Here is an 18,143-nt window from a genome sequence, read left to right as displayed (position 1 = left end):
CAAATCAGCGAAGCTAATCTATTAAACAATAAAAATTATAAAATATAAACAAATGAAAAAAATATTCTTATTATGCTTGGCTATGTTCTCATTCTCTTGTTCCAATGATGATGAGCAACCACAAAAAATTAAAGTTATTGACACAATTAAATTAAAAATAACAGATAATAATGGTACCGAATTTTATGAATTAAACTATGAATATGATAATCAAAAGCTAATCTCTAAAATAGATTTTTTAGATAATGGAGAAATAGATGATGCTATAGATTTTAAGTATGACAATGGTGTACCAAAATCATGTGATGATGGATTAAGACAATTTGTATTTGAAGATGAAATTTTAAAAAAATTAGAAATACTTGACACTGATATAACGTGTACATTTACTTTTGATCAACCTACCAAAACCTACGCATCAACTTGTGAACATTATTTTGCAATCAATACACTTTGGGATATAACTACCAAACCATATTATACCAATATTTTAGATTATAGTTACGATGACACAGGTAAAAAAGGGCCTTTTTATAATTTACCTAACAAGAACTTTATGTCTGCAACCATTCAGGCTGTAAGATTTGCGAATAATAAAATGTTCTTTCAATCCATATACCCAGTTAATGGTTTTTTTGATAATAATAATGCTGTTTTCATACCATTTATGAATCAGTATGATGAAGATGGTTTTGTAATTCAAAGTGATTTTACTGATAATAATAATTCTACAATTTATACAATTTCATATACCTATAAAAACATTTAACAATGAAAAAAATATTCTTATTATGCTTAGCTATGTTATCATTCTCTTGTTCCAATGATGATGAGCAACCACAAATTACAACAGTTAAAGTTATTGATAAAATTAAAGTAGAAGGAACAGATTCTAATAGTTTTAGTAGCAATACACTAAAATATGAATATGATAGCAATAAGAGAATTTCTAAAATAACCCATTCAACTTTAATCAATCCAAACCTTAAGAACATCACTTTTACTTATGAAAATGGTATTCCAAAAAGTTCGGTTCGAACCAATGGTGACGTTTCTACAATAACATATTCTTACAATGGAAATGTTTTAAGAAAATATCACGATGCATATTATGACGAAATTATAGTATTCAATCACGATGCAAACTACAATTCCTATTCTTCAAGTGCCGTAGGTTTAAATTTTGCCGTAAACAATTTAAATGATGTTTCAAGAAGAACATATTATAGTAATGTTTTTGACTATAGTTTCGATACAAATAAAAAAGGTCCGCTTTACAACGTTGTAAGTAAAGAATACATGCCAACATTGATTAATGCGATGCAGTTTACACATTCAGAAATGTTTTTTCAATCTATTTATCCTGTAAATGCAATTTTTGATGATAATACGCAAACTTTATATCCATTTACAAATCAGTATGATACAGACGGTTTTGTCATTCAAAGTGATTTTGTAAATACTTCTAACAATGTGACTTACAAAGTGACATACACTTATAAAAACATCTAAAAATCAGAACAATGAAAAAAATTATTCTACTTTTTACACTCTTAATAACAACCTTCGGTTTTGCTCAAACTGCAAATAAAACAATCGCTTGGTCTGGAATTATTGCAGATAATTCCGGGAATGCTTTAGCCAATACCAATGTTACGCTAAAATTTAGTATTACTCAAAACGGAACTCCTTTTTTTAGTGAACAACATATAAAAACTACAGATGCAAATGGTTTTGTAAATGCGAATATTGGTGAAGGAACACCATTGATAAACAACTTGTCTATTGTATATTTTGACACGGTTGATTTAAAATTAAAAATCGAAGTTGACTCAGGAAGTGGTTTTGTAACCTTATCGGATGAATTTTTTAAAGCGGTGCCTTATGCAAAAGGAGCAGAAACCGCAAGAGAATTAGGTAAAAATGATGAATTTATATTGTTGAATTCAAATAACGTTAGTTTTTATACAAATGGTTATCAAGGTGAGATTAATGAAAACGGATTATTACTGGACGATTTAGCAGGAACAGGAACTAGAGAAGTTGTGGCTGATGCGAATGGACAATTACAAAGAAAGCCTGTTCAGGTAAAATATTTGAGTATTAGTGGAGCAGAATTTTCTCAAAAAGAAAATTTCAGATATTATCATAATACGGGACTTTATAGTATTGTTGCAGATAATTATTCTACGGTAAATGTAAATTTTCCAGATAAGGTAAAAGTTACAGAAATTAAGGTAATTTTTAAAGATAATAGTACAGCTAATATAGGTTTAGATTTGGTACGCATTGATAATTCAGTCACAAATAATCCAGCTGCAATGTGGTATTATGATACTACTAATAGTCCATCATTTCAAATCATCACAGATACATTCTCAAATTTTATAGTAAATAACGAATTATATTCTTATTATTTTAGAATTCTTTCAAATAATTGGGATGGAAATGGTAATAATGCAGGGATAAGAGCAATTATTTTTAAATACGAGGAATAAAATGAAAACAATTCTACTATTCCTTTTCTTATCGGTCAATTGTTTTTCGCAACAATTATATCGTCAAGCTTTTAGTGGCGGTTATACTGCTTCCACTAATGGAAAATCATTAGTTGGTGAAGCTTTTAATAGAACCTATTCTGATGGAAACCTTTTAGTAGGTGAATCTATTCTATATCAAATCGCAGTGTTAAATGCTTTAAGTATAGATGAGGTAAACAGTCAGAATACAACTTTAGTTGTATATCCTAATCCGGTTGAAAACGAATTGTTTATACAACATCAAGACATAACACAATGGCAAGTTCAAATTTATGATGTAACAGGAAAAGAACTCAAAAGAGTCTTTGTTAATCAAGGTTCAATAAATCTAAACTTTTTAAGTTCTGGAACCTATTATTTGATTTTTGCAAACGAAGAGAAATCGGTTACTGTAACCAAGAAAATTATTAAACAATGAGAAAGCAACTATTTATATTTCTATTGTTTCCAATACTTGGGATTGCTCAAGTAGAACAAATATTAAATTTCTATTGGGCTTATCCTACAAAAGTAAATAACAAAATAGTGTTTGTAAGAACAGAACCTACTTTTGGAAATGAACTTTGGGTAACCGATGGAACAACAGCAGGAACAACTATTTTGATGGATATTGTTATTGGAGCTGGAAGTAGTAATCCTTATTTATTAACCGTTATAGATGATGTGATTTATTTCCAAGCCAATACAGATGAAATTTGGAGGACAGATGGAACTACTGGAGGAACTTATAAAATGGTAGATAATAACGCTATAACCAATCCAAGTGGTTTTACTAAAGCAAACGGATTTATCTTTTTTACCGAAGGGAATAATACCAATAGAAGTTTGTGGAGAATGCAAACCACTCCTAATTCTGAAGTTCAAATTACGCAAGGCGATTCTCAAATTTTGCAAAATATTGGGTTCGATCTAGTTGCATTAAATGATAACGCTATACTTTTTAATGCCTATACGTCTGCTCACAGATGGGCGATTTGGAGAACAAATGGAATTGTCTCTGAAATGATTGCTGATTTGTTCCCTAATACTTCACCAGATATGTCTCAAATGTACTATGGAGCAAAAAAAATTGGAAATAAAGTTTATTTTCCCGCTCTGAGTGAACAATATGGGGGTGAATATTTTACAACCGATGGTACTGTCAATGGGACCAGTCTATTAAAAGACATATTTGTAAGCGCGAGTTATTATGATAGTTCAACGGTTTCAGAAAATGGTTTTGTAGAAGTTGGATCCAACATTTTCTTTGTTGCTAAAGACAATACAAATGGTCTTGAACTATGGAAAACGGATGGAACGAATGCAGGAACTTTAATGGTTAAAGATATTACTCCTGGAAATAATAATAGTAGTTGGTCACCAGGTGGTTTAACAGCATTTAATAATCAGCTTTATTTTAATAAAAATGATGGAGCCAATGGAAGCCAAATTTGGAAAACAGATGGAACAGAAAACGGAACAATAATGATTACAACGCCTACAGTAAACAATATTTTCTCCAACGAACTTTTTGTAAGTCAAGGTTTTCTTTTCTTTAGTTCTTATACTTCAAACAATACTACTGGCATTGAATTATGGATGTTAGATTCTAATGATCAGGCTTTTCTTATTCAAGACATTGCACCAGGTAATGCAAGCTCAAGTCCTGCACAATTTATGGAGTTAAATGGTTATGTATATTTTAATGCATCTGTCGATGGAACTTATGCGGGGACAAAAGTTTTTAGAATTAATCCACAAACTTTAGCAACGACATCTTTTGCAACTGAAGATATTCAAATGTTTCCCAATCCAACTGAAGATTTTGTAACACTAAACTTGGAAAATAGTGAGACTTATCAAATAAAGGTTTTTAATGTAGAAGGACAACAACTAAATCTTAGAATGGATAACAATACTATCGATTTTACTTCGGTGCCAACAGGAATTTATTACATCACAGTTTTGGATACATCTACAGATAAAAAAAATACCAAAAAAATCATTAAGAAATGAGACATTTAATCTTAACAATAATAGTACTAATTAGTTTTATAAGTAACGCTCAAAAGACAATGTGCGATTCTATTATGCAACAAATGGATGTTGAAATAGAAAACGCAAAGAAAAATGGAGCAGATGCCACAATGCTTAAATATTTGGAACAAGCAAAAAAAACATTGCGTGAACAGTATTGTAAGGACAATTATTTTTATAATTCGGGCGGAAATAATGGTAGCGGAAATAATAATAATGCAAATGGAGGTTTAGCTACTACAGAAATTAATAATGAATATGTAAAAACAAAACCATATAATGGAGCTCCTTTTTATGGCAAACAAAAAATTTCTATAAAAGTTATTTCATCTGATTCTGAAGGCACTCATAAAGCAAACTACAGCTATTATATTAACAAAGAAGGTTCCCTTATTTTGCTAGATAAAGAGTGTTTGCAAAATGCGGGTTTAGAAATGATTCCGCAAAATGCCAGTGAAGGAACTTTTCAGTACTGGTGTATCCGAAATGATGGTTTAAGTTCTGTTTTCGGACTTTCAGATAAAAATGAGAAAATTGCATCAACCTATACTTCTAAAAACTTTTTGATACAATCAGATTCTTATAAGAAACCCACATTTAAAAAGTTGAACCAAAATAAAATGATTGCAGGATATTCTTGTAGCGCTTACGAAGTAGTTTTATCAAATGAAAATCAATTTAATAGTATAATATGTTGGGTTACTACAAAACCAATGTTGTTTCAACATGATATTCTTCCTTTTACAACGATGTTTATGGCCGATAAAATGGGTTTCCAAAATTTAAAAAATCATGGCATTTTAGAGTTTGAAATGAAAAAAGGGGCAGATAAAATTCATTTATCTGTTACAGAAATAAAGCAAGCAAACAAAACCGTATCCTTTAATGGATATACAGAGTATTTTCTTGAGTATTAATTAAAGGAAAAACAATATAAACAGAATGAAAAAAATAATATTAATTATCGCATTAGTATTGAGTCTTATTTCTAATGCGCAACAAACCTTTATAGATGGAGTTTATAATACCAATTATGGAACCATTAATTTAACTGTTGAACTAGGAATTGAATATCCAAACGGAGGCATGATTTATGGCGATTATAAAGGAATTGGTACTATTACAGGTATTTCAAGTAATAAAGCAAAAGAAATTGTAGGTAGTTTTCATAATGGTGCTGCCGAAGGGAAGTTTGTTTTCTTTTGTCCATTTGGTAAACTGCACTTTTTTGAAGGCGGTATTTCTTCTTTTGATGGAAATTGGGGTTATGCTACAGATAATAAATATTCTACAAACCCAGATTACATTTGGAAAGTAACTTCTAAAGTTGCCGGAAGCGATGCTATTAAAAACGTTACAAATGTTTGGAGTGGAAAATGGAACACAACGCAAGGCTACATTATTTTACAACAAGTTGGCAATAAAGTTACAGGAAAATACCACGATGTGGGAAACATTGATGCAACCTATAATCCTACAACAAAAAAATTAACTGGAACTTTTACAAATAACGGTAACAAGGGATATTTAGAATATTCTTTTGAAGGCAATAGTTTTAAAGGAAAATGGGGTTGGACAACCGCATTAACAGGTGGTAATTGGGATGGAACCAAACATGTGAAAAATAATAAAGTTATTGCTAATAGTTCAAGCTCTAATACCTTTAATAACTTAACTGCATCACCAGCAAGTAATTTAAAAAAAGCGAATGATGTAACTTATGAATGTCAATTAGATTATTTAATAAATGATCCTTCTAAAGACATCTACGGAATAGGATGGATAAGATTTTATATAAAAAATAAAAATACAAATGAATTACAGATGATTCAACCCTATATGGCAAAATATTTGGATAAATACGGTAGAATTTTTGAAATCCCAAAAGCAAAATCTAATGATAAATATGTAATTCATTTAATGAATGCTCCTATACGCTTTAAATTTAATCCTAATGACTACGGATATAATTCTCTTGAAGAAATGAAAGGAGAAGCTTATTTCGAATTTCAGTTTGAAGTAAAAGAAGATGGTATATTAAGTGATGAAGTTGTTGGGAAAAGATCAGTTAAAGTCTTTATTGAAAACGCCTATAAAATTGAAAGAAAACTTTATTCAGATTTATCTACTGCTGCTATTGGTAAGGATGAAGTAAAACCGGGTTTCTTTAGAATACAAGGTGATCACAATGTGGTTGATTACGGAGTTTATTACAGTTCTAAAAAATTATAATAAAAATAAAATATGAAAACAACAATAATAGCACTAACCTCTATTTTTCTTTTCGCTTTTTCGTGCAAAAACGAAGGAAGTTCAACAGTAATGGAACAAGAAAACAATAAAGCTGTTGAACAAGCCATTGGCAAAACTTCTGACGAATACAATGGAAAACTAGACGAATTATTAACCTTAGAAATTGCCAGCGAAGTAACAGGTTATGTACCTAACGAAGCGAAAAAAAAATACAGTAAAATTTTAAAAGATCCAGCAACGCATAGTGTGTCTTACAATTGGGATAAAGGAAGAATGAAAAAAGTAAATAACCCAATTACTAATAAAGAAATGAATATACCCATTGATGATTTTGTGGAAATTACATGGGTAAGAAATACCTCTTTAGACAAATTTAAATTTGATTATCATACACCTACTGCTGAAGAGATAAAAATAGCAAACCAAGCGATGGATAAGAAAATGACTGAAATGCAAGGAGAAGGAAAAGCGACTAATGAACAAGCAAATTCAGCTAAAGAAATGGCAAACAGTATGATGGATGGTATTTCTTTTACAGATATTTCAAATGTGGGTGATAATGCAAAATGGGACAACAAATACAAACATTTAAAAGTGTTTTATAAAGGATTAGAGTTCGAAATAACGGCTGAAGTTAGCGATAACGAAGCTATTAATAAACAAAAAGCTATCGCTGTAGCTAAGCAAATTATACAACAAAAATTATAAAAAAAAATAATTATTAAAATTTAAAATAATATCCAATGAAAAATATTGTATTTATTGTATTACTCTTTTTTAGCTGTAAAATTTCCGCTCAAATATTTACAAATAGAGATTCAAACTCTACTGTGCCGAAGTTCACAATAGAAAATGGGAAAACCCACATTTATCATAAAGTAGGAGGAAAAACAGAACTTGGTTTTACTTTTAATGAAGTGCCTCAAGTCTTTGATTATGGGGATGGAAGAACAAGAGCTAAAATGACAGTTACTGTAACAGATAAGGTGGCAAAGAGAACATTTGTTATAACTTATACTTTATTTCGTCAAACTCAAAAATATGGTGCAGGTATTGAATATACCATTGATTTTCACGATAAGAGACCTACAAAAGTACTGAATGAATATTTTGATGGGAAATAAATTTAATACAAAATAAAATGAAAAAAACATTATTAATTGCAATTATAGGATTATGCGGTCTTTTTGCAAATGCGCAATTGGTTCAAGGTGAAATGCTTTTGGGTGAGCAATCAAAAATGGAAATTAAATTAAAAAATAATAAGGTAGTAAATCTCTATGCGGCTTTTAGAGAAGGAAATTATCCCCTACATTTTATTTTTACTACTGATGCAATTCCTCTAAATGAAGATAAAAAAGAAGTGGTGCAATTTGTTTTTACAACTACGGTTAAAAAAGAAGGCAAAATAATAGGAAGTAGTAAAAGAAATCCAATTCCATTTTTTCCTGGTGATATGTTTATGCCTGTGGAGACTTTTGATTTTATTTCGATTTTATCAAATATTCAAACCAATTCAAATGACAGAATATCAGAAATGTCTTCTGGAAAATATGAAGTGATTTTAGAAGCAAAACCTATTGGTGTAAAAGGAACAATTAAGCCTGTTCGTTTTCAAATAACCGTAAATTAATTTTATACTTGATATGAGCTAATTCAAGCTGAACTTAAAGGTATTAAAAAAGGGAATTAATAAGTATATGACTCAGCTTAATCTGTCAAAAAATAAATAAATGAAAAATATATTAGTAGTCTGTCTCTTATTTTGTTGTTTTTTGAGTTGTCGAAAGGAAAGACAACATAAGAGTTTACTTAATCAAGAAAAAAAATCTTTGGTTTCAGAATCCTCAAAAAAACAAGATTACATACAGTATTTTCCAAATGCATTGATTTATCAATATGAGATGAATGGAGAAAAGAATCAACTTTGGTTTTATGTAGATGAAACTTTTGAACGAATATTATATATACCAAATGATGATATGATTGATGCTGTAATTTCTTATCCTAATGGAGATTATGAAATTTATGGTACAACTGAAAAAGGGGATAAAATTATTTTAAAACAAAATATCTCTGCAGTAACATCAGAAGAAATGTATGATACGATATTAAAACCTTTAGAAACAAGTAAAATAATCGACCAATCTAATATTCAACAACCTGCTGTTGTTTGTAAAGGATATCAATTTGATTATTTAAAAATGAAAGGAAGTGAACTACTATTTGCTACTACTCAAATTCCCGTAAATAGCTATCAAATTTATGGTTTTTCAAGGTTAAATGGAGATGTTAGAATAACTTTAGGTTTAGATTATATTAATATTTTTAAGAAAAATGATTTAATTACTCATATTAACAGATCTGATTTTAAGCTTGAATTACTCAATTTTGGTCCTAATCCCTATGAATTTTCAACAAAAAAATATCGTTTTGAGAGATAAGAAGAGGGATGCCTTTTTTTATTGAGAAGAAGCTGTCTGAAAAGTCTTGTTTTTGTCATTCTAAATTTATTTTGGGGTATAAAATAATTGATCGGCAATAATTAAATAAGCGAAGACAATTTTAGCTTTTCAGGATTATACTTTTTGGACAGCCTCTTTAAATTGAATAAATTCAATGATACTCTTTTTATAAATAAGTTGTGAATAGAATAGTAAGAGAGTAGAGTGCCTATATATTAAATCAGTAAAAATATTTATTTGGGTTAAATAAATAGTTTGTTTTTTAAGTTTGTAAAAAAAGTCCTGCAATTGCAGGACTTTTTAATTTTTTAGGTAATCAAAAAATAATTATATTAGTCTTCGATAACTACTACTTGAGCAGCTATTTTACCTTTTCTTCCTTCTTCTTCTTCGTAGCTCACTCGCGCTCCTTGTGATAAAGAATCACCCTTCATTCCGCTTGCGTGTACAAAGATGTCTTTTCCAGTTTCTTCATCAGTGATGAAACCGTAACCTTTTTCTTCATTGAAGAATTTAACTGTGCCTGTTCGCATTAAATAAAAAATAAATATTAATAATTCTCAAAGATAAAATTAATAATAAAGCGACAATGATTTTTAGAAAGAAATTTACTGATTTTCAGTTTTTTCGCTGTTTTTATTGAGTTGGTTGTTCAAGAATTCTTTTAATTTACTTTTTTTATATCTTGAAGCAATAAAAAGAGGCATTATTCCAAATGCGATTAGTAATACACCAATTCCAATCCATTTGTCTCCAGATTTGGCCACTTCAGCATTCAAATATGAGCCATAGCCTACTAAGATGAAAAATAAGATAAGCAAGGCTAATATAAAGTATTTCATTTTTTTAAGATTAAAAAAAGGACTTTATAAGTCCTTTTAATTATTTATTTCAATTTAATATGTAATTCCTCTAATTGTTTGTTGTCAATTTTTGATGGGGCATCAATCATGACATCTCTACCCGAGTTGTTTTTTGGGAAAGCAATAAAATCACGAATGGTTTCTTGACCACCTAAAATTGATACTAATCGGTCTAATCCAAAAGCCAAGCCACCATGTGGAGGAGCACCATATTCAAAAGCATTCATTAAGAAACCAAATTGTGCCTGTGCTTCCTCTTTACTAAATCCGAGTAAGTCAAACATTCTAGATTGTAACTCTCTATCATGAATACGAATAGAACCACCACCAATTTCATTTCCATTTAAAACCATATCATAAGCATTCGCTCTTACTTTTCCAGGATTCGTTTCAATTAATTGAATGTCTTCTGGTTTTGGAGAAGTAAAAGGATGGTGCATCGCATGATAGCGACCACTTTCTTCATCCCATTCTAATAATGGAAAATCAACCACCCATAAAGGAGCAAATTCATCTGATTTTCTCAATCCTAGACGTGTAGCCACTTCCATTCTAAGAGCGGAAAGTTGGGTTCTTGTTTTGTCAGCATTACCCGATAAAATTAAAATTAAATCACCTGGTTTTGCATTTGTAATTTCAGCCCATTTTTTCAAATCTTCTTGGTCGTAAAATTTATCAACAGATGATTTAAATGTTCCGTCATCTTCACATCTTACATATACCATTCCCGAAGCACCTATTTGAGGTCTTTTTACCCAATCAATTAACGCATCAATTTCTTTTCTAGTATAAGAAGCACAACCTGGAGCAGCAATACCTACTACTAATTCAGCCGAATTGAATACACTAAAATCTTTATGTTGTGCCACAGCATTTAACTCACCAAACTTCATCTCAAAACGAATATCTGGTTTGTCATTTCCATACGTTTTCATAGCATAATCATAGGTGATTCTAGGAAATTTATTTACTTCAATACCTTTAATTTCTTTTAACAAATGACGTGTTAAACCTTCAAACATATCTAAAATGTCTTCTTGCTCTACAAAAGCCATTTCGCAGTCTATCTGCGTAAACTCTGGTTGACGGTCTGCACGTAAATCTTCGTCTCTAAAACATTTTACAATTTGGAAATACTTATCCATACCACCTACCATCAATAACTGCTTGAAAGTTTGAGGCGATTGTGGTAAAGCATAAAATTGTCCTTCATTCATTCTACTTGGAACCACAAAATCTCTTGCACCTTCTGGAGTAGATTTAATTAAGTAAGGTGTTTCAATATCGCAAAAACCTTTATCTGAAAGGTATTTACGAACTTCCATACTTACTTTATGACGGAATAATAAATTATTTTTTACTGGGTTTCTACGAATATCTAAATAACGATATTTCATTCTGATATCTTCCCCACCATCCGTTTCATCTTCTATTGTAAATGGAGGAAGCATGGCTTCATTTAAGATATTCAATTCGGAAACTAAAATTTCAATTTCACCAGTTGGCATATTCGGGTTTTTTGATTCCCTTTCAATGACAGTTCCTTTTACTTGAATAACAAATTCTCTACCTAGTGTTTTTGCTTTTTCAAAAACGTTTGGTTGCGTTCTTTTTTCATCAAATATTAATTGGGTTATACCGTATCGATCTCTAACATCTACCCAAATCATAAAACCTTTGTCACGTGTTTTTTGTACCCAACCAGCTAATGTTACTTCTGTATTTATATGTGAAGCAGTAAGTTCTCCACAAGAATGACTTCTATACATTTTATTAAAATTTATGCAAAAGTAATAACAAATATTAATTTTATCGAGTAAATTTATTAGATTTGAGGATTATTTTTAATTCAATTTAAGTCTTATGAAAAAATTGGTAACATTAATATGGCTTGCTGTTTTGTCTGTTCATGCTCAGGATGCTTCAAAAATGGTTACTTTTGAAGGTAAAATCGCAAATCGTAATTCAGATTCTATAGTTTTAGCTTCTGGAAAAAACTTTAAGAAAACGTTACGTCTTAATAAAAGAGGGCAATTTAAAGATGCTTTTGAAATTCCAAATGAAGGATTATTCCAACTTTTTGATGGTTCAGAAACTACCATGCTGTTCCTTAAAAATGGATATGATTTAAAATTATCTATGGATGCAAAAAGTTTTGATGAATCTATTAAATATGAAGGTAAAGGTGCTGTAGAAAATAATTATTTAGCACAAAAAGCACTAAGTGATGAGGTTTTTGAGAAAGAGTTAGATGTTTTATTTACTGAAGATGAAGCCACTTTTCAATCGAGTTTAGATAAGAAGAAAAATAATGATTTAGCTATTTTACAAAAAGCAGGGATAGATGCATCTTTATCACAAATGTTATCCGCGATGATTCAACAAGAATCCATGATGTTGAGTCAGTATTATGTACAAAAGAAAACATCTGAAAAGATGAATGGTATTGCTAGTCCCACTTTTAATTTTGAAAATCATAAAGGCGGTAAGACTAAATTAGAAGATTTTAAAGGGAAATATGTTTATATAGATATTTGGGCAACTTGGTGTGCTCCTTGTAGAGCTGAAATACCTTACCTGAAAAAAATAGAAGAGAAATATCATAATGATAATATTGTTTTCGTTAGTATATCTGTAGATACTCAAAAAGATTACGAAAAATGGAAAAAATTTGTAACTGACAAACAATTAGGAGGTGTACAATTATTTGCAGATAATAATTGGAATTCAGATTTTATTAAAGCTTTTGGTGTAAATGCTATTCCAAGATTTATTTTAATTGGACCAGATGGAAAAGTTATTTTTGCTGATGCACCAAGACCATCATCGGATGGATTGGACTCAACATTAGGAGAGTTTTTCAATAAATAAATTTTAATTTAATATAAAAGACCAACGTGCTTCACGTTGGTTTTTTTATGCTTACTTTTCAATGTTACTAAATTGTTAAGTAAAAGTTTGTTTTGTGTAAATTTTTTTTTATATTTGTTATATAATCGTTAACCTATTAATTATAAATAATATGAAAAAGATAGTTATTGCAGCAGTTTTATTGGCTTCAGGAATGATGTTTGCACAAGAAATTCAACCAAAATATGAAGTGGTTGGTAATATGGTTAAAGCTACTTATTTTTATGAAAATGGTCAGATTAAACAAGAGGGATCTTATTTAGATGGTAAACTTCATGGAAAATGGATTTCATATAATTTAGATGGTTCAAAGCAAGCGATGGGAGAATATGAAAAAGGACAAAAGACTGGTAAATGGTTTTTTTGGAGTGATAAAGCATTAAATGAAGTAGATTTTGCAAATAGTAGAATCGCAGAAGTAAAAAAATGGTCTAAAGAAGCATTAGTTAAAAATTAATACTTTAAATTAAATAATAAAAAAGTCCCAAATTTTTGGGACTTTTTCAGTTTTATGCCTTATCAAAAGAACAATAAAACTACTAACTAAAATTTTTAAGTTTAACCAAATTAAAAATTAAAACTAAGTCCAGAATATAAACCAACAATATACGGTTTGAAATTTCCAGCATTAGAATTAAAAGTATTGATTTGATATTTAAAGACAGGTTGAACATTCAATTGAAATGACTCTAAGAACTTGTAATTAAAACCCAAACCAATATTACTACTAAAATGGATATCGTTTAAATTATTTGCCTTTCCAATTTCCATTTCGGATCCATTTGATACAAGGGATATATTGTTTTTATTTAAAAATAAGGTACTCATTCCTCCTATAACTTGAATGCCTATTTTTTGATCTATTATTTTGTAAGTTAATTCTAATGGAACTTCTATATAGCCCATTTCTTGATTTAAGCTAGCTAAACTTGCCTCATTCATATTTTCTACATCAATAGATAAAGAAGAAATATCGGAAGAAGTTGTTGTTGCAGGAGAGTTTCTTAGAACTAAATTTTGACCATTACTATTTTTAGTAATATTTAGATTGGTACCACTAACTTCTCTTAAAGTACTTGAATAATAGACGTTATTCGTATTATAATTTATATTTATTGAGTTAATTCCTGAACGAATACTAATTTTTTTTGTGAGATCATATTGTAATCCTACACCATAACTAAGTGTTTGGGCATAGTTTTTCTCATTATTTGCAAATTGTTCATCTATAGGAGAACCATTAGAAATGGAATTGAAATAAACGGGTGCAGCATTGGTGCTTACCACCCATTTACTTCTTTTCTCTTCTTCTTTTTCATCAGCATTCTTTCCCTCTTCCTTTTCTTTTAGCAATTGTTCTAGAGCATTTACTTCAGTTTTAACTTCTGCAATTACTATAGTACTATCTTTAATTATGCCATTTTGATTTTTTTTGTTTTCTATAATAGCATTATTTTTTTTGTCTTTATCTTCTAAATTGACAATTATGTCATTATTATTATTTAATTTTTGTGATTTTTCTAGCAGCAAACCTTTGTTTTTTTCTAAAAATGTTGCTTCATTTTCTGAGTTGTTGTCAGTTTCATTCATAGTTGAAGCAATACTGTTTTTATTACTATCTGTCGATGAATTCTCATGCTCTTTGTTAATAAATTTAGAATTAGTCATTGAAGCCGTTTTAATAGATAGTATATTGTTCTTTAAAACTTTCTTTGTACTGTCAACTTCAACCGAAGTAGTTTGAGCAGAATTTGAAATTGCATTTTTAAATTCTTTATCTGTCAATAACTTAGACTTTGTACCAAAAGAATCTTCTTTATTATCTAGATTTTTATTCTTTTTGGAAGAAACATTAACAGTAGCTTCATTAGATACTACTTTTACTAATTGATTTTGTAAAGTAGCCTCTTTTTTAACTAAATCTTTTTCATTTGATAAATCATTTAATTGATCAGAATTGTGTGCCCAACTTTCTTCTTTCGATGTTTTTATTTTTTGCTGAATTTGTGTGGGTTTTGATTTAAATTTGGTTGTTTCTGCTTCTATAGAAGGTATTTTATTTTTTTCTACAATGCTATTATTAGGAGGAAGTTTATTTTGATTACTATCAGTGTTATTATTGTCCTTTATATTCTTGTTTTCGTCCAAAACAATTTTATCTTCATTAATTTTAAAATCATTGTCATTAGACAAATAATTGAAAATTAGCAAAGAGCCTATAAGAAATGAAGCAGCTATTCCTGAGGCTTTAAACCAAAAAGGAATTGCTTTTCTTTCTTTCTTTTTTTCTTTAATTTTAGAAGCAATTATATCCCAAGAATCCTCTGGAGGAGAAGCCTCAAATTCTTTAAATTTTTCTTGAAATAATCGCTCTATATTTTTATTTTCTTTCATTTCGTATTTGGAATTGAAACAGTATTATGAGTTTCAATTTTACTTTTTAAAATAGTCTTTGCTCTAGCTAAATTGGATTTTGATGTACCAATATTTATATTTAGCATTTCTGCAATTTCTTTATGAGAATAACCATCCATAACATAAAGATTAAAAACTAATCTATATCTATCAGGTAATTCTTGAATAATTTTTGTTAAGAATTCAATAGATATATGTTCGTCATCTACTTCTATCTCCACTTCATCAGGTATATTTTCGGAAACAATTTCAAATACACCTTGATTTCTATATTGTTGAAGAATGAAATTGATTACCACTCTTTTGGCCCAGCCTTCAAAAGAACCTTTAAATTGAAATTGACCTATTTTTTCATATATAAGAAGAAAACCTTCTTGTAAATTATCTTGAGCTTCCTCATAGTTTCTCGAATACTTAAGGCAAACTCCAAATATTTTAGGACTTAATAGTCTGTATATTTGTTCAAATGCCTTAGTATTTCCTTTCTTACAATCATTTATGAGTTGGTCAATTATCAAAATTTTAAAACTTTATATCAAATAACTGGAACTTCAACCTCATAAAAAATATCTTCACCATTAGCATCTGTTCCTTGCCAAAACTTAAAAATGTATGAACCATTATTAGTTACATGAAAATTAAATGAGGTTTCTACGAGTTCAGTGTCAGCTGGGGCACAATTATCTCTTTCAAAAACGACTGTTCTTATTGCAATAGTTCTAATGTTTAAATCCTTATCATAGTACAAACCATCGTAAGCGTGGCAGGTAGTAGGACGATAATATTTTAATTTAATTTCATAAACACCATCTAGTTCAAAACTGTCTGGTACTATAGCTTCCTCAACTGCTAAAATTTGAAAATGATATTTTTCTCCTTCATCAAGACTACACGAGTTTAGTACTAAAAATAAGCTTAGTAAAAAAAGTATTCTTTTCATAATATACATTATATTTTAATTTATCTTTTAAATTTTATTCTTTATAACTTAGATGTGAAAGAGTGAAAAGGGTTGCGTATAAAATTAAAAAATCACGAAAATTTCGTGATTTTTTAATTTTAAGCATTATTCGCTTTAATGGTTTCCTTTATTTTAATTTCTAATTCGTCCATTAATTCGGGATTATCTTTAATTAAGGCTTTCACAGAATCTCTACCTTGGCCTAATTTTGTATCGCCGTAACTAAACCATGAACCACTTTTTTTAATGATTTCAAACTCTACTGCTAAATCTAAAACTTCACCTACTTTTGAAACACCCTCACCATACATGATGTCAAATTCAGCTGTTTTAAAAGGAGGTGCTACTTTATTTTTAACAATTTTAACTTTAGTTCTGTTACCAATTACATTTTCTCCATCTTTAATTTGTGAAGACCTTCTAATGTCAACTCGTACAGAAGCATAGAATTTTAAAGCGTTACCTCCAGTAGTTGTTTCAGGACTTCCAAACATCACTCCAATTTTATCACGAAGTTGATTAATAAAGAAAACGGTACAGTTTGTTTTATGTATAGTTGCTGTTAATTTTCGCAATGCTTGAGACATCAAACGTGCATGTAAACCCATTTTAGAATCCCCCATATCTCCTTCAATCTCACTTTTTGGTGTTAAAGCAGCAACTGAGTCAATAACCACTATATCAACAGCTCCAGAGCGAATTAAACTTTCCGCTATTTCAAGAGCTTGCTCTCCATTGTCGGGTTGAGAAATAATTAAATTATCGATATCAATTCCTAATTTCTCTGCATAAAAACGATCAAAAGCATGCTCAGCATCAATAAAAGCAGCAATTCCGCCTGCTTTTTGCGTTTCTGCAATAGCATGTAGGGTTAAAGTTGTTTTACCAGAAGATTCTGGACCATATATTTCTATAATTCTGCCTTTTGGATATCCATTTACACCAAGAGCTAAATCCAATCCTAATGAACCTGATGAAATGACCTCTACTTCTTCTACAGCAGCATCACCCATCTTCATTACAGTTCCTTTTCCGTAGGTTTTATCTAATTTGTCTAATGTTAATTGTAAGGCTTTTAATTTTGCGTCTTTATCTGTGCTCATAATATGTATATTTTGNGGTGGAGCACAAGAAGGAGCAGCTGCATCATGTGTACTATTATCATGTAACAAACAACAATAATTAATCATTAAAACAAAAACAAGATGAAAAAAATCAATTTAAACAAAGGGTTAACATTAAACAAAGAGGCAATCACAAAATTACAAGAGTCTCAAATGTCTAGTTTAAAAGGTGGAGCACAAGAAGGAGCAGCTGCATCATGTGTACTATTATCATGTAACAAACAACAATAATTAATCATTAAAACAAAAACAAGATGAAAAAAATCAATTTAAACAAAGGGTTAACATTAAACAAAGAGGCAATCACAAAATTACAAGAGTCTCAAATGTCTAGTTTAAAAGGTGGAGCACAAGAAGGAGCAGCTGCATCATGTGTACTATTATCATGTAACAAAACACAATAAGACTATTTAATAAGAGTAACAGTTTTATATTAAACTGTTACTCTTAAATATCATCCAAAATGTATAAAGAACTCGTCGATTTAAAATGGATTTTTAATCAAAGTCTTCCAAAATTATACGAAAACAAGAATAAGGATATAAAACTGAATCCCAGTAGAAAAGAAATTGAAAAATTACTTTTAACTAGTTAAA

Annotated in this window: 23 protein-coding genes; 16 read left to right on the top strand and 7 right to left on the bottom strand. The window is 29.6% G+C overall.

Translation table 11 applies throughout. The features are described 5' to 3' along the window. Positions 1-52 precede the first annotated feature (52 nt). From HALO113_RS08715 to HALO113_RS08665, 11 genes are all read left to right on the top strand, one after another. A complete protein-coding gene (locus HALO113_RS08715; RefSeq protein ID WP_159778655.1) occupies positions 53-769 on the top strand; it encodes a hypothetical protein in 717 nt (238 codons plus the stop codon). Positions 770-771: 2 nt separating this feature from the next. Continuing rightward, positions 772-1,512 (top strand): hypothetical protein, encoded by a 741-nt coding sequence (locus tag HALO113_RS08710; RefSeq protein WP_159778654.1) that lies wholly within the window; start codon positions 772-774, stop codon positions 1,510-1,512. Between the two features lie 11 nt (positions 1,513-1,523). Further along, positions 1,524-2,498 carry a hypothetical protein gene (locus HALO113_RS08705; protein ID WP_159778653.1) on the top strand — a complete coding sequence of 325 codons (975 nt, stop codon included), beginning with the start codon at positions 1,524-1,526 and terminating at the stop codon, positions 2,496-2,498. Between the two features lies 1 nt (position 2,499). After that, on the top strand, positions 2,500-2,958 hold the full coding sequence (locus tag HALO113_RS08700) for a T9SS type A sorting domain-containing protein (protein ID WP_159778652.1): 459 nt from the start codon (positions 2,500-2,502) through the stop codon (positions 2,956-2,958). After that, positions 2,955-4,535 (top strand): T9SS type A sorting domain-containing protein, encoded by a 1,581-nt coding sequence (locus HALO113_RS08695; RefSeq protein WP_159778651.1) that lies wholly within the window; start codon positions 2,955-2,957, stop codon positions 4,533-4,535. Before HALO113_RS08700 ends, HALO113_RS08695 begins: the two co-directional genes overlap by 4 nt. After that, complete coding sequence (locus tag HALO113_RS08690) at positions 4,532-5,473, top strand: hypothetical protein (protein WP_159778650.1); 942 nt, start codon at positions 4,532-4,534, stop codon at positions 5,471-5,473. The genes HALO113_RS08695 and HALO113_RS08690 overlap by 4 nt, the downstream gene beginning before the upstream one ends. A 25-nt stretch (positions 5,474-5,498) precedes the next feature. After that, positions 5,499-6,788 carry a hypothetical protein gene (locus tag HALO113_RS08685; RefSeq protein ID WP_159778649.1) on the top strand — a complete coding sequence of 430 codons (1,290 nt, stop codon included), beginning with the start codon at positions 5,499-5,501 and terminating at the stop codon, positions 6,786-6,788. Between the two features lie 12 nt (positions 6,789-6,800). After that, positions 6,801-7,517 carry a hypothetical protein gene (locus HALO113_RS08680; protein WP_159778648.1) on the top strand — a complete coding sequence of 239 codons (717 nt, stop codon included), beginning with the start codon at positions 6,801-6,803 and terminating at the stop codon, positions 7,515-7,517. Between the two features lie 35 nt (positions 7,518-7,552). Beyond that, the gene (locus HALO113_RS08675) at positions 7,553-7,933 is read left to right on the top strand and encodes a hypothetical protein (RefSeq protein WP_159778647.1); all 381 of its coding nucleotides are present in this window, start codon (positions 7,553-7,555) and stop codon (positions 7,931-7,933) included. Positions 7,934-7,950: 17 nt separating this feature from the next. After that, positions 7,951-8,442 carry a hypothetical protein gene (locus tag HALO113_RS08670; RefSeq protein ID WP_159778646.1) on the top strand — a complete coding sequence of 164 codons (492 nt, stop codon included), beginning with the start codon at positions 7,951-7,953 and terminating at the stop codon, positions 8,440-8,442. A gap of 100 nt (positions 8,443-8,542) precedes the next feature. Then, entirely contained in the window at positions 8,543-9,253 is a 711-nt protein-coding gene (locus tag HALO113_RS08665) for a hypothetical protein (protein WP_159778645.1), read from the top strand. 353 nt (positions 9,254-9,606) lie between these two features. Here HALO113_RS08665 and HALO113_RS08660 read toward each other — a convergent pair whose 3' ends face one another. The 3 genes from HALO113_RS08660 to aspS form a co-directional block, all read right to left on the bottom strand. Continuing rightward, a complete protein-coding gene (locus tag HALO113_RS08660) occupies positions 9,607-9,807 on the bottom strand; it encodes a cold-shock protein (RefSeq protein WP_159778644.1) in 201 nt (66 codons plus the stop codon). 75 nt (positions 9,808-9,882) lie between these two features. Next, on the bottom strand, positions 9,883-10,116 hold the full coding sequence (locus HALO113_RS08655; protein WP_159778643.1) for a hypothetical protein: 234 nt from the start codon (positions 10,114-10,116) through the stop codon (positions 9,883-9,885). 44 nt (positions 10,117-10,160) lie between these two features. Beyond that, a complete protein-coding gene (gene aspS, locus HALO113_RS08650) occupies positions 10,161-11,906 on the bottom strand; it encodes an aspartate--tRNA ligase (protein ID WP_159778642.1) in 1,746 nt (581 codons plus the stop codon). Between the two features lie 94 nt (positions 11,907-12,000). Here aspS and HALO113_RS08645 point away from each other — a divergent pair, with 94 nt between their 5' ends. Continuing rightward, positions 12,001-13,008: a TlpA disulfide reductase family protein gene (locus HALO113_RS08645; protein ID WP_159778641.1), complete on the top strand. Its 1,008-nt coding sequence runs from the start codon at positions 12,001-12,003 to the stop codon at positions 13,006-13,008. Positions 13,009-13,159: 151 nt separating this feature from the next. Beyond that, positions 13,160-13,504, top strand: a complete 345-nt coding sequence (locus HALO113_RS08640; protein ID WP_159778640.1) for a toxin-antitoxin system YwqK family antitoxin — start codon at positions 13,160-13,162, stop codon at positions 13,502-13,504. Positions 13,505-13,614: 110 nt separating this feature from the next. Here the strand turns inward: HALO113_RS08640 and HALO113_RS08635 are convergent, their stop codons facing one another. The 4 genes from HALO113_RS08635 to recA form a co-directional block, all read right to left on the bottom strand. Further along, on the bottom strand, positions 13,615-15,441 hold the full coding sequence (locus HALO113_RS08635) for a hypothetical protein (protein WP_159778639.1): 1,827 nt from the start codon (positions 15,439-15,441) through the stop codon (positions 13,615-13,617). Beyond that, positions 15,438-15,980 carry an RNA polymerase sigma factor gene (locus tag HALO113_RS08630; RefSeq protein WP_159778638.1) on the bottom strand — a complete coding sequence of 181 codons (543 nt, stop codon included), beginning with the start codon at positions 15,978-15,980 and terminating at the stop codon, positions 15,438-15,440. The genes HALO113_RS08635 and HALO113_RS08630 overlap by 4 nt, the downstream gene beginning before the upstream one ends. 17 nt (positions 15,981-15,997) lie before the next feature. Then, entirely contained in the window at positions 15,998-16,402 is a 405-nt protein-coding gene (locus HALO113_RS08625) for a hypothetical protein (protein WP_159778637.1), read from the bottom strand. A 119-nt stretch (positions 16,403-16,521) separates the two neighbouring features. Then, positions 16,522-17,526 (bottom strand): recombinase RecA, encoded by a 1,005-nt coding sequence (recA, locus tag HALO113_RS08620; protein ID WP_159779584.1) that lies wholly within the window; start codon positions 17,524-17,526, stop codon positions 16,522-16,524. A 102-nt stretch (positions 17,527-17,628) separates the two neighbouring features. Here recA and HALO113_RS08615 point away from each other — a divergent pair, with 102 nt between their 5' ends. The 3 genes from HALO113_RS08615 to HALO113_RS08605 are packed head-to-tail and all read left to right on the top strand — an operon-like array spanning position 17,629 to position 18,142. Next, complete coding sequence (locus HALO113_RS08615; protein ID WP_159778636.1) at positions 17,629-17,778, top strand: class I lanthipeptide; 150 nt, start codon at positions 17,629-17,631, stop codon at positions 17,776-17,778. 23 nt (positions 17,779-17,801) lie between these two features. Next, the gene (locus tag HALO113_RS08610; RefSeq protein WP_201297593.1) at positions 17,802-17,951 is read left to right on the top strand and encodes a class I lanthipeptide; all 150 of its coding nucleotides are present in this window, start codon (positions 17,802-17,804) and stop codon (positions 17,949-17,951) included. 59 nt (positions 17,952-18,010) lie between these two features. Next, entirely contained in the window at positions 18,011-18,142 is a 132-nt protein-coding gene (locus tag HALO113_RS08605) for a hypothetical protein (RefSeq protein WP_255477883.1), read from the top strand. Position 18,143 lies beyond the last annotated feature (1 nt).

The sequence above is a fragment of the Flavobacterium sp. 9AF genome, assembly GCF_902506265.1.
Classification (GTDB): domain Bacteria; phylum Bacteroidota; class Bacteroidia; order Flavobacteriales; family Flavobacteriaceae; genus Flavobacterium.
The sequence above is the reverse complement of the archived record's forward strand: the minus strand, read 5'-3'. Positions and strand labels throughout refer to the sequence as shown.

Excerpts from the sequence above, each read along its gene's own strand:
- HALO113_RS08680 (WP_159778648.1), top strand. The coding sequence starts at position 6,801 with ATGAAAACAACAATAATAGCACTAACCTCTATTTTTCTTTTCGCTTTT.
- HALO113_RS08675 (WP_159778647.1), top strand. The coding sequence starts at position 7,553 with ATGAAAAATATTGTATTTATTGTATTACTCTTTTTTAGCTGTAAAATT.
- HALO113_RS08670 (WP_159778646.1), top strand. The coding sequence starts at position 7,951 with ATGAAAAAAACATTATTAATTGCAATTATAGGATTATGCGGTCTTTTT.
- aspS (WP_159778642.1), bottom strand. The coding sequence starts at position 11,906 with ATGTATAGAAGTCATTCTTGTGGAGAACTTACTGCTTCACATATAAAT.
- HALO113_RS08615 (WP_159778636.1), top strand. The coding sequence starts at position 17,629 with ATGAAAAAAATCAATTTAAACAAAGGGTTAACATTAAACAAAGAGGCA.
- HALO113_RS08685 (WP_159778649.1), top strand. The coding sequence starts at position 5,499 with ATGAAAAAAATAATATTAATTATCGCATTAGTATTGAGTCTTATTTCT.
- HALO113_RS08710 (WP_159778654.1), top strand. The coding sequence starts at position 772 with ATGAAAAAAATATTCTTATTATGCTTAGCTATGTTATCATTCTCTTGT.
- HALO113_RS08655 (WP_159778643.1), bottom strand. The coding sequence starts at position 10,116 with ATGAAATACTTTATATTAGCCTTGCTTATCTTATTTTTCATCTTAGTA.
- HALO113_RS08690 (WP_159778650.1), top strand. The coding sequence starts at position 4,532 with ATGAGACATTTAATCTTAACAATAATAGTACTAATTAGTTTTATAAGT.
- HALO113_RS08640 (WP_159778640.1), top strand. The coding sequence starts at position 13,160 with ATGAAAAAGATAGTTATTGCAGCAGTTTTATTGGCTTCAGGAATGATG.
- HALO113_RS08715 (WP_159778655.1), top strand. The coding sequence starts at position 53 with ATGAAAAAAATATTCTTATTATGCTTGGCTATGTTCTCATTCTCTTGT.
- HALO113_RS08610 (WP_201297593.1), top strand. The coding sequence starts at position 17,802 with ATGAAAAAAATCAATTTAAACAAAGGGTTAACATTAAACAAAGAGGCA.
- HALO113_RS08665 (WP_159778645.1), top strand. The coding sequence starts at position 8,543 with ATGAAAAATATATTAGTAGTCTGTCTCTTATTTTGTTGTTTTTTGAGT.
- HALO113_RS08660 (WP_159778644.1), bottom strand. The coding sequence starts at position 9,807 with ATGCGAACAGGCACAGTTAAATTCTTCAATGAAGAAAAAGGTTACGGT.
- HALO113_RS08635 (WP_159778639.1), bottom strand. The coding sequence starts at position 15,441 with ATGAAAGAAAATAAAAATATAGAGCGATTATTTCAAGAAAAATTTAAA.
- HALO113_RS08700 (WP_159778652.1), top strand. The coding sequence starts at position 2,500 with ATGAAAACAATTCTACTATTCCTTTTCTTATCGGTCAATTGTTTTTCG.
- recA (WP_159779584.1), bottom strand. The coding sequence starts at position 17,526 with ATGAGCACAGATAAAGACGCAAAATTAAAAGCCTTACAATTAACATTA.
- HALO113_RS08605 (WP_255477883.1), top strand. The coding sequence starts at position 18,011 with ATGTATAAAGAACTCGTCGATTTAAAATGGATTTTTAATCAAAGTCTT.
- HALO113_RS08705 (WP_159778653.1), top strand. The coding sequence starts at position 1,524 with ATGAAAAAAATTATTCTACTTTTTACACTCTTAATAACAACCTTCGGT.
- HALO113_RS08625 (WP_159778637.1), bottom strand. The coding sequence starts at position 16,402 with ATGAAAAGAATACTTTTTTTACTAAGCTTATTTTTAGTACTAAACTCG.
- HALO113_RS08695 (WP_159778651.1), top strand. The coding sequence starts at position 2,955 with ATGAGAAAGCAACTATTTATATTTCTATTGTTTCCAATACTTGGGATT.
- HALO113_RS08645 (WP_159778641.1), top strand. The coding sequence starts at position 12,001 with ATGAAAAAATTGGTAACATTAATATGGCTTGCTGTTTTGTCTGTTCAT.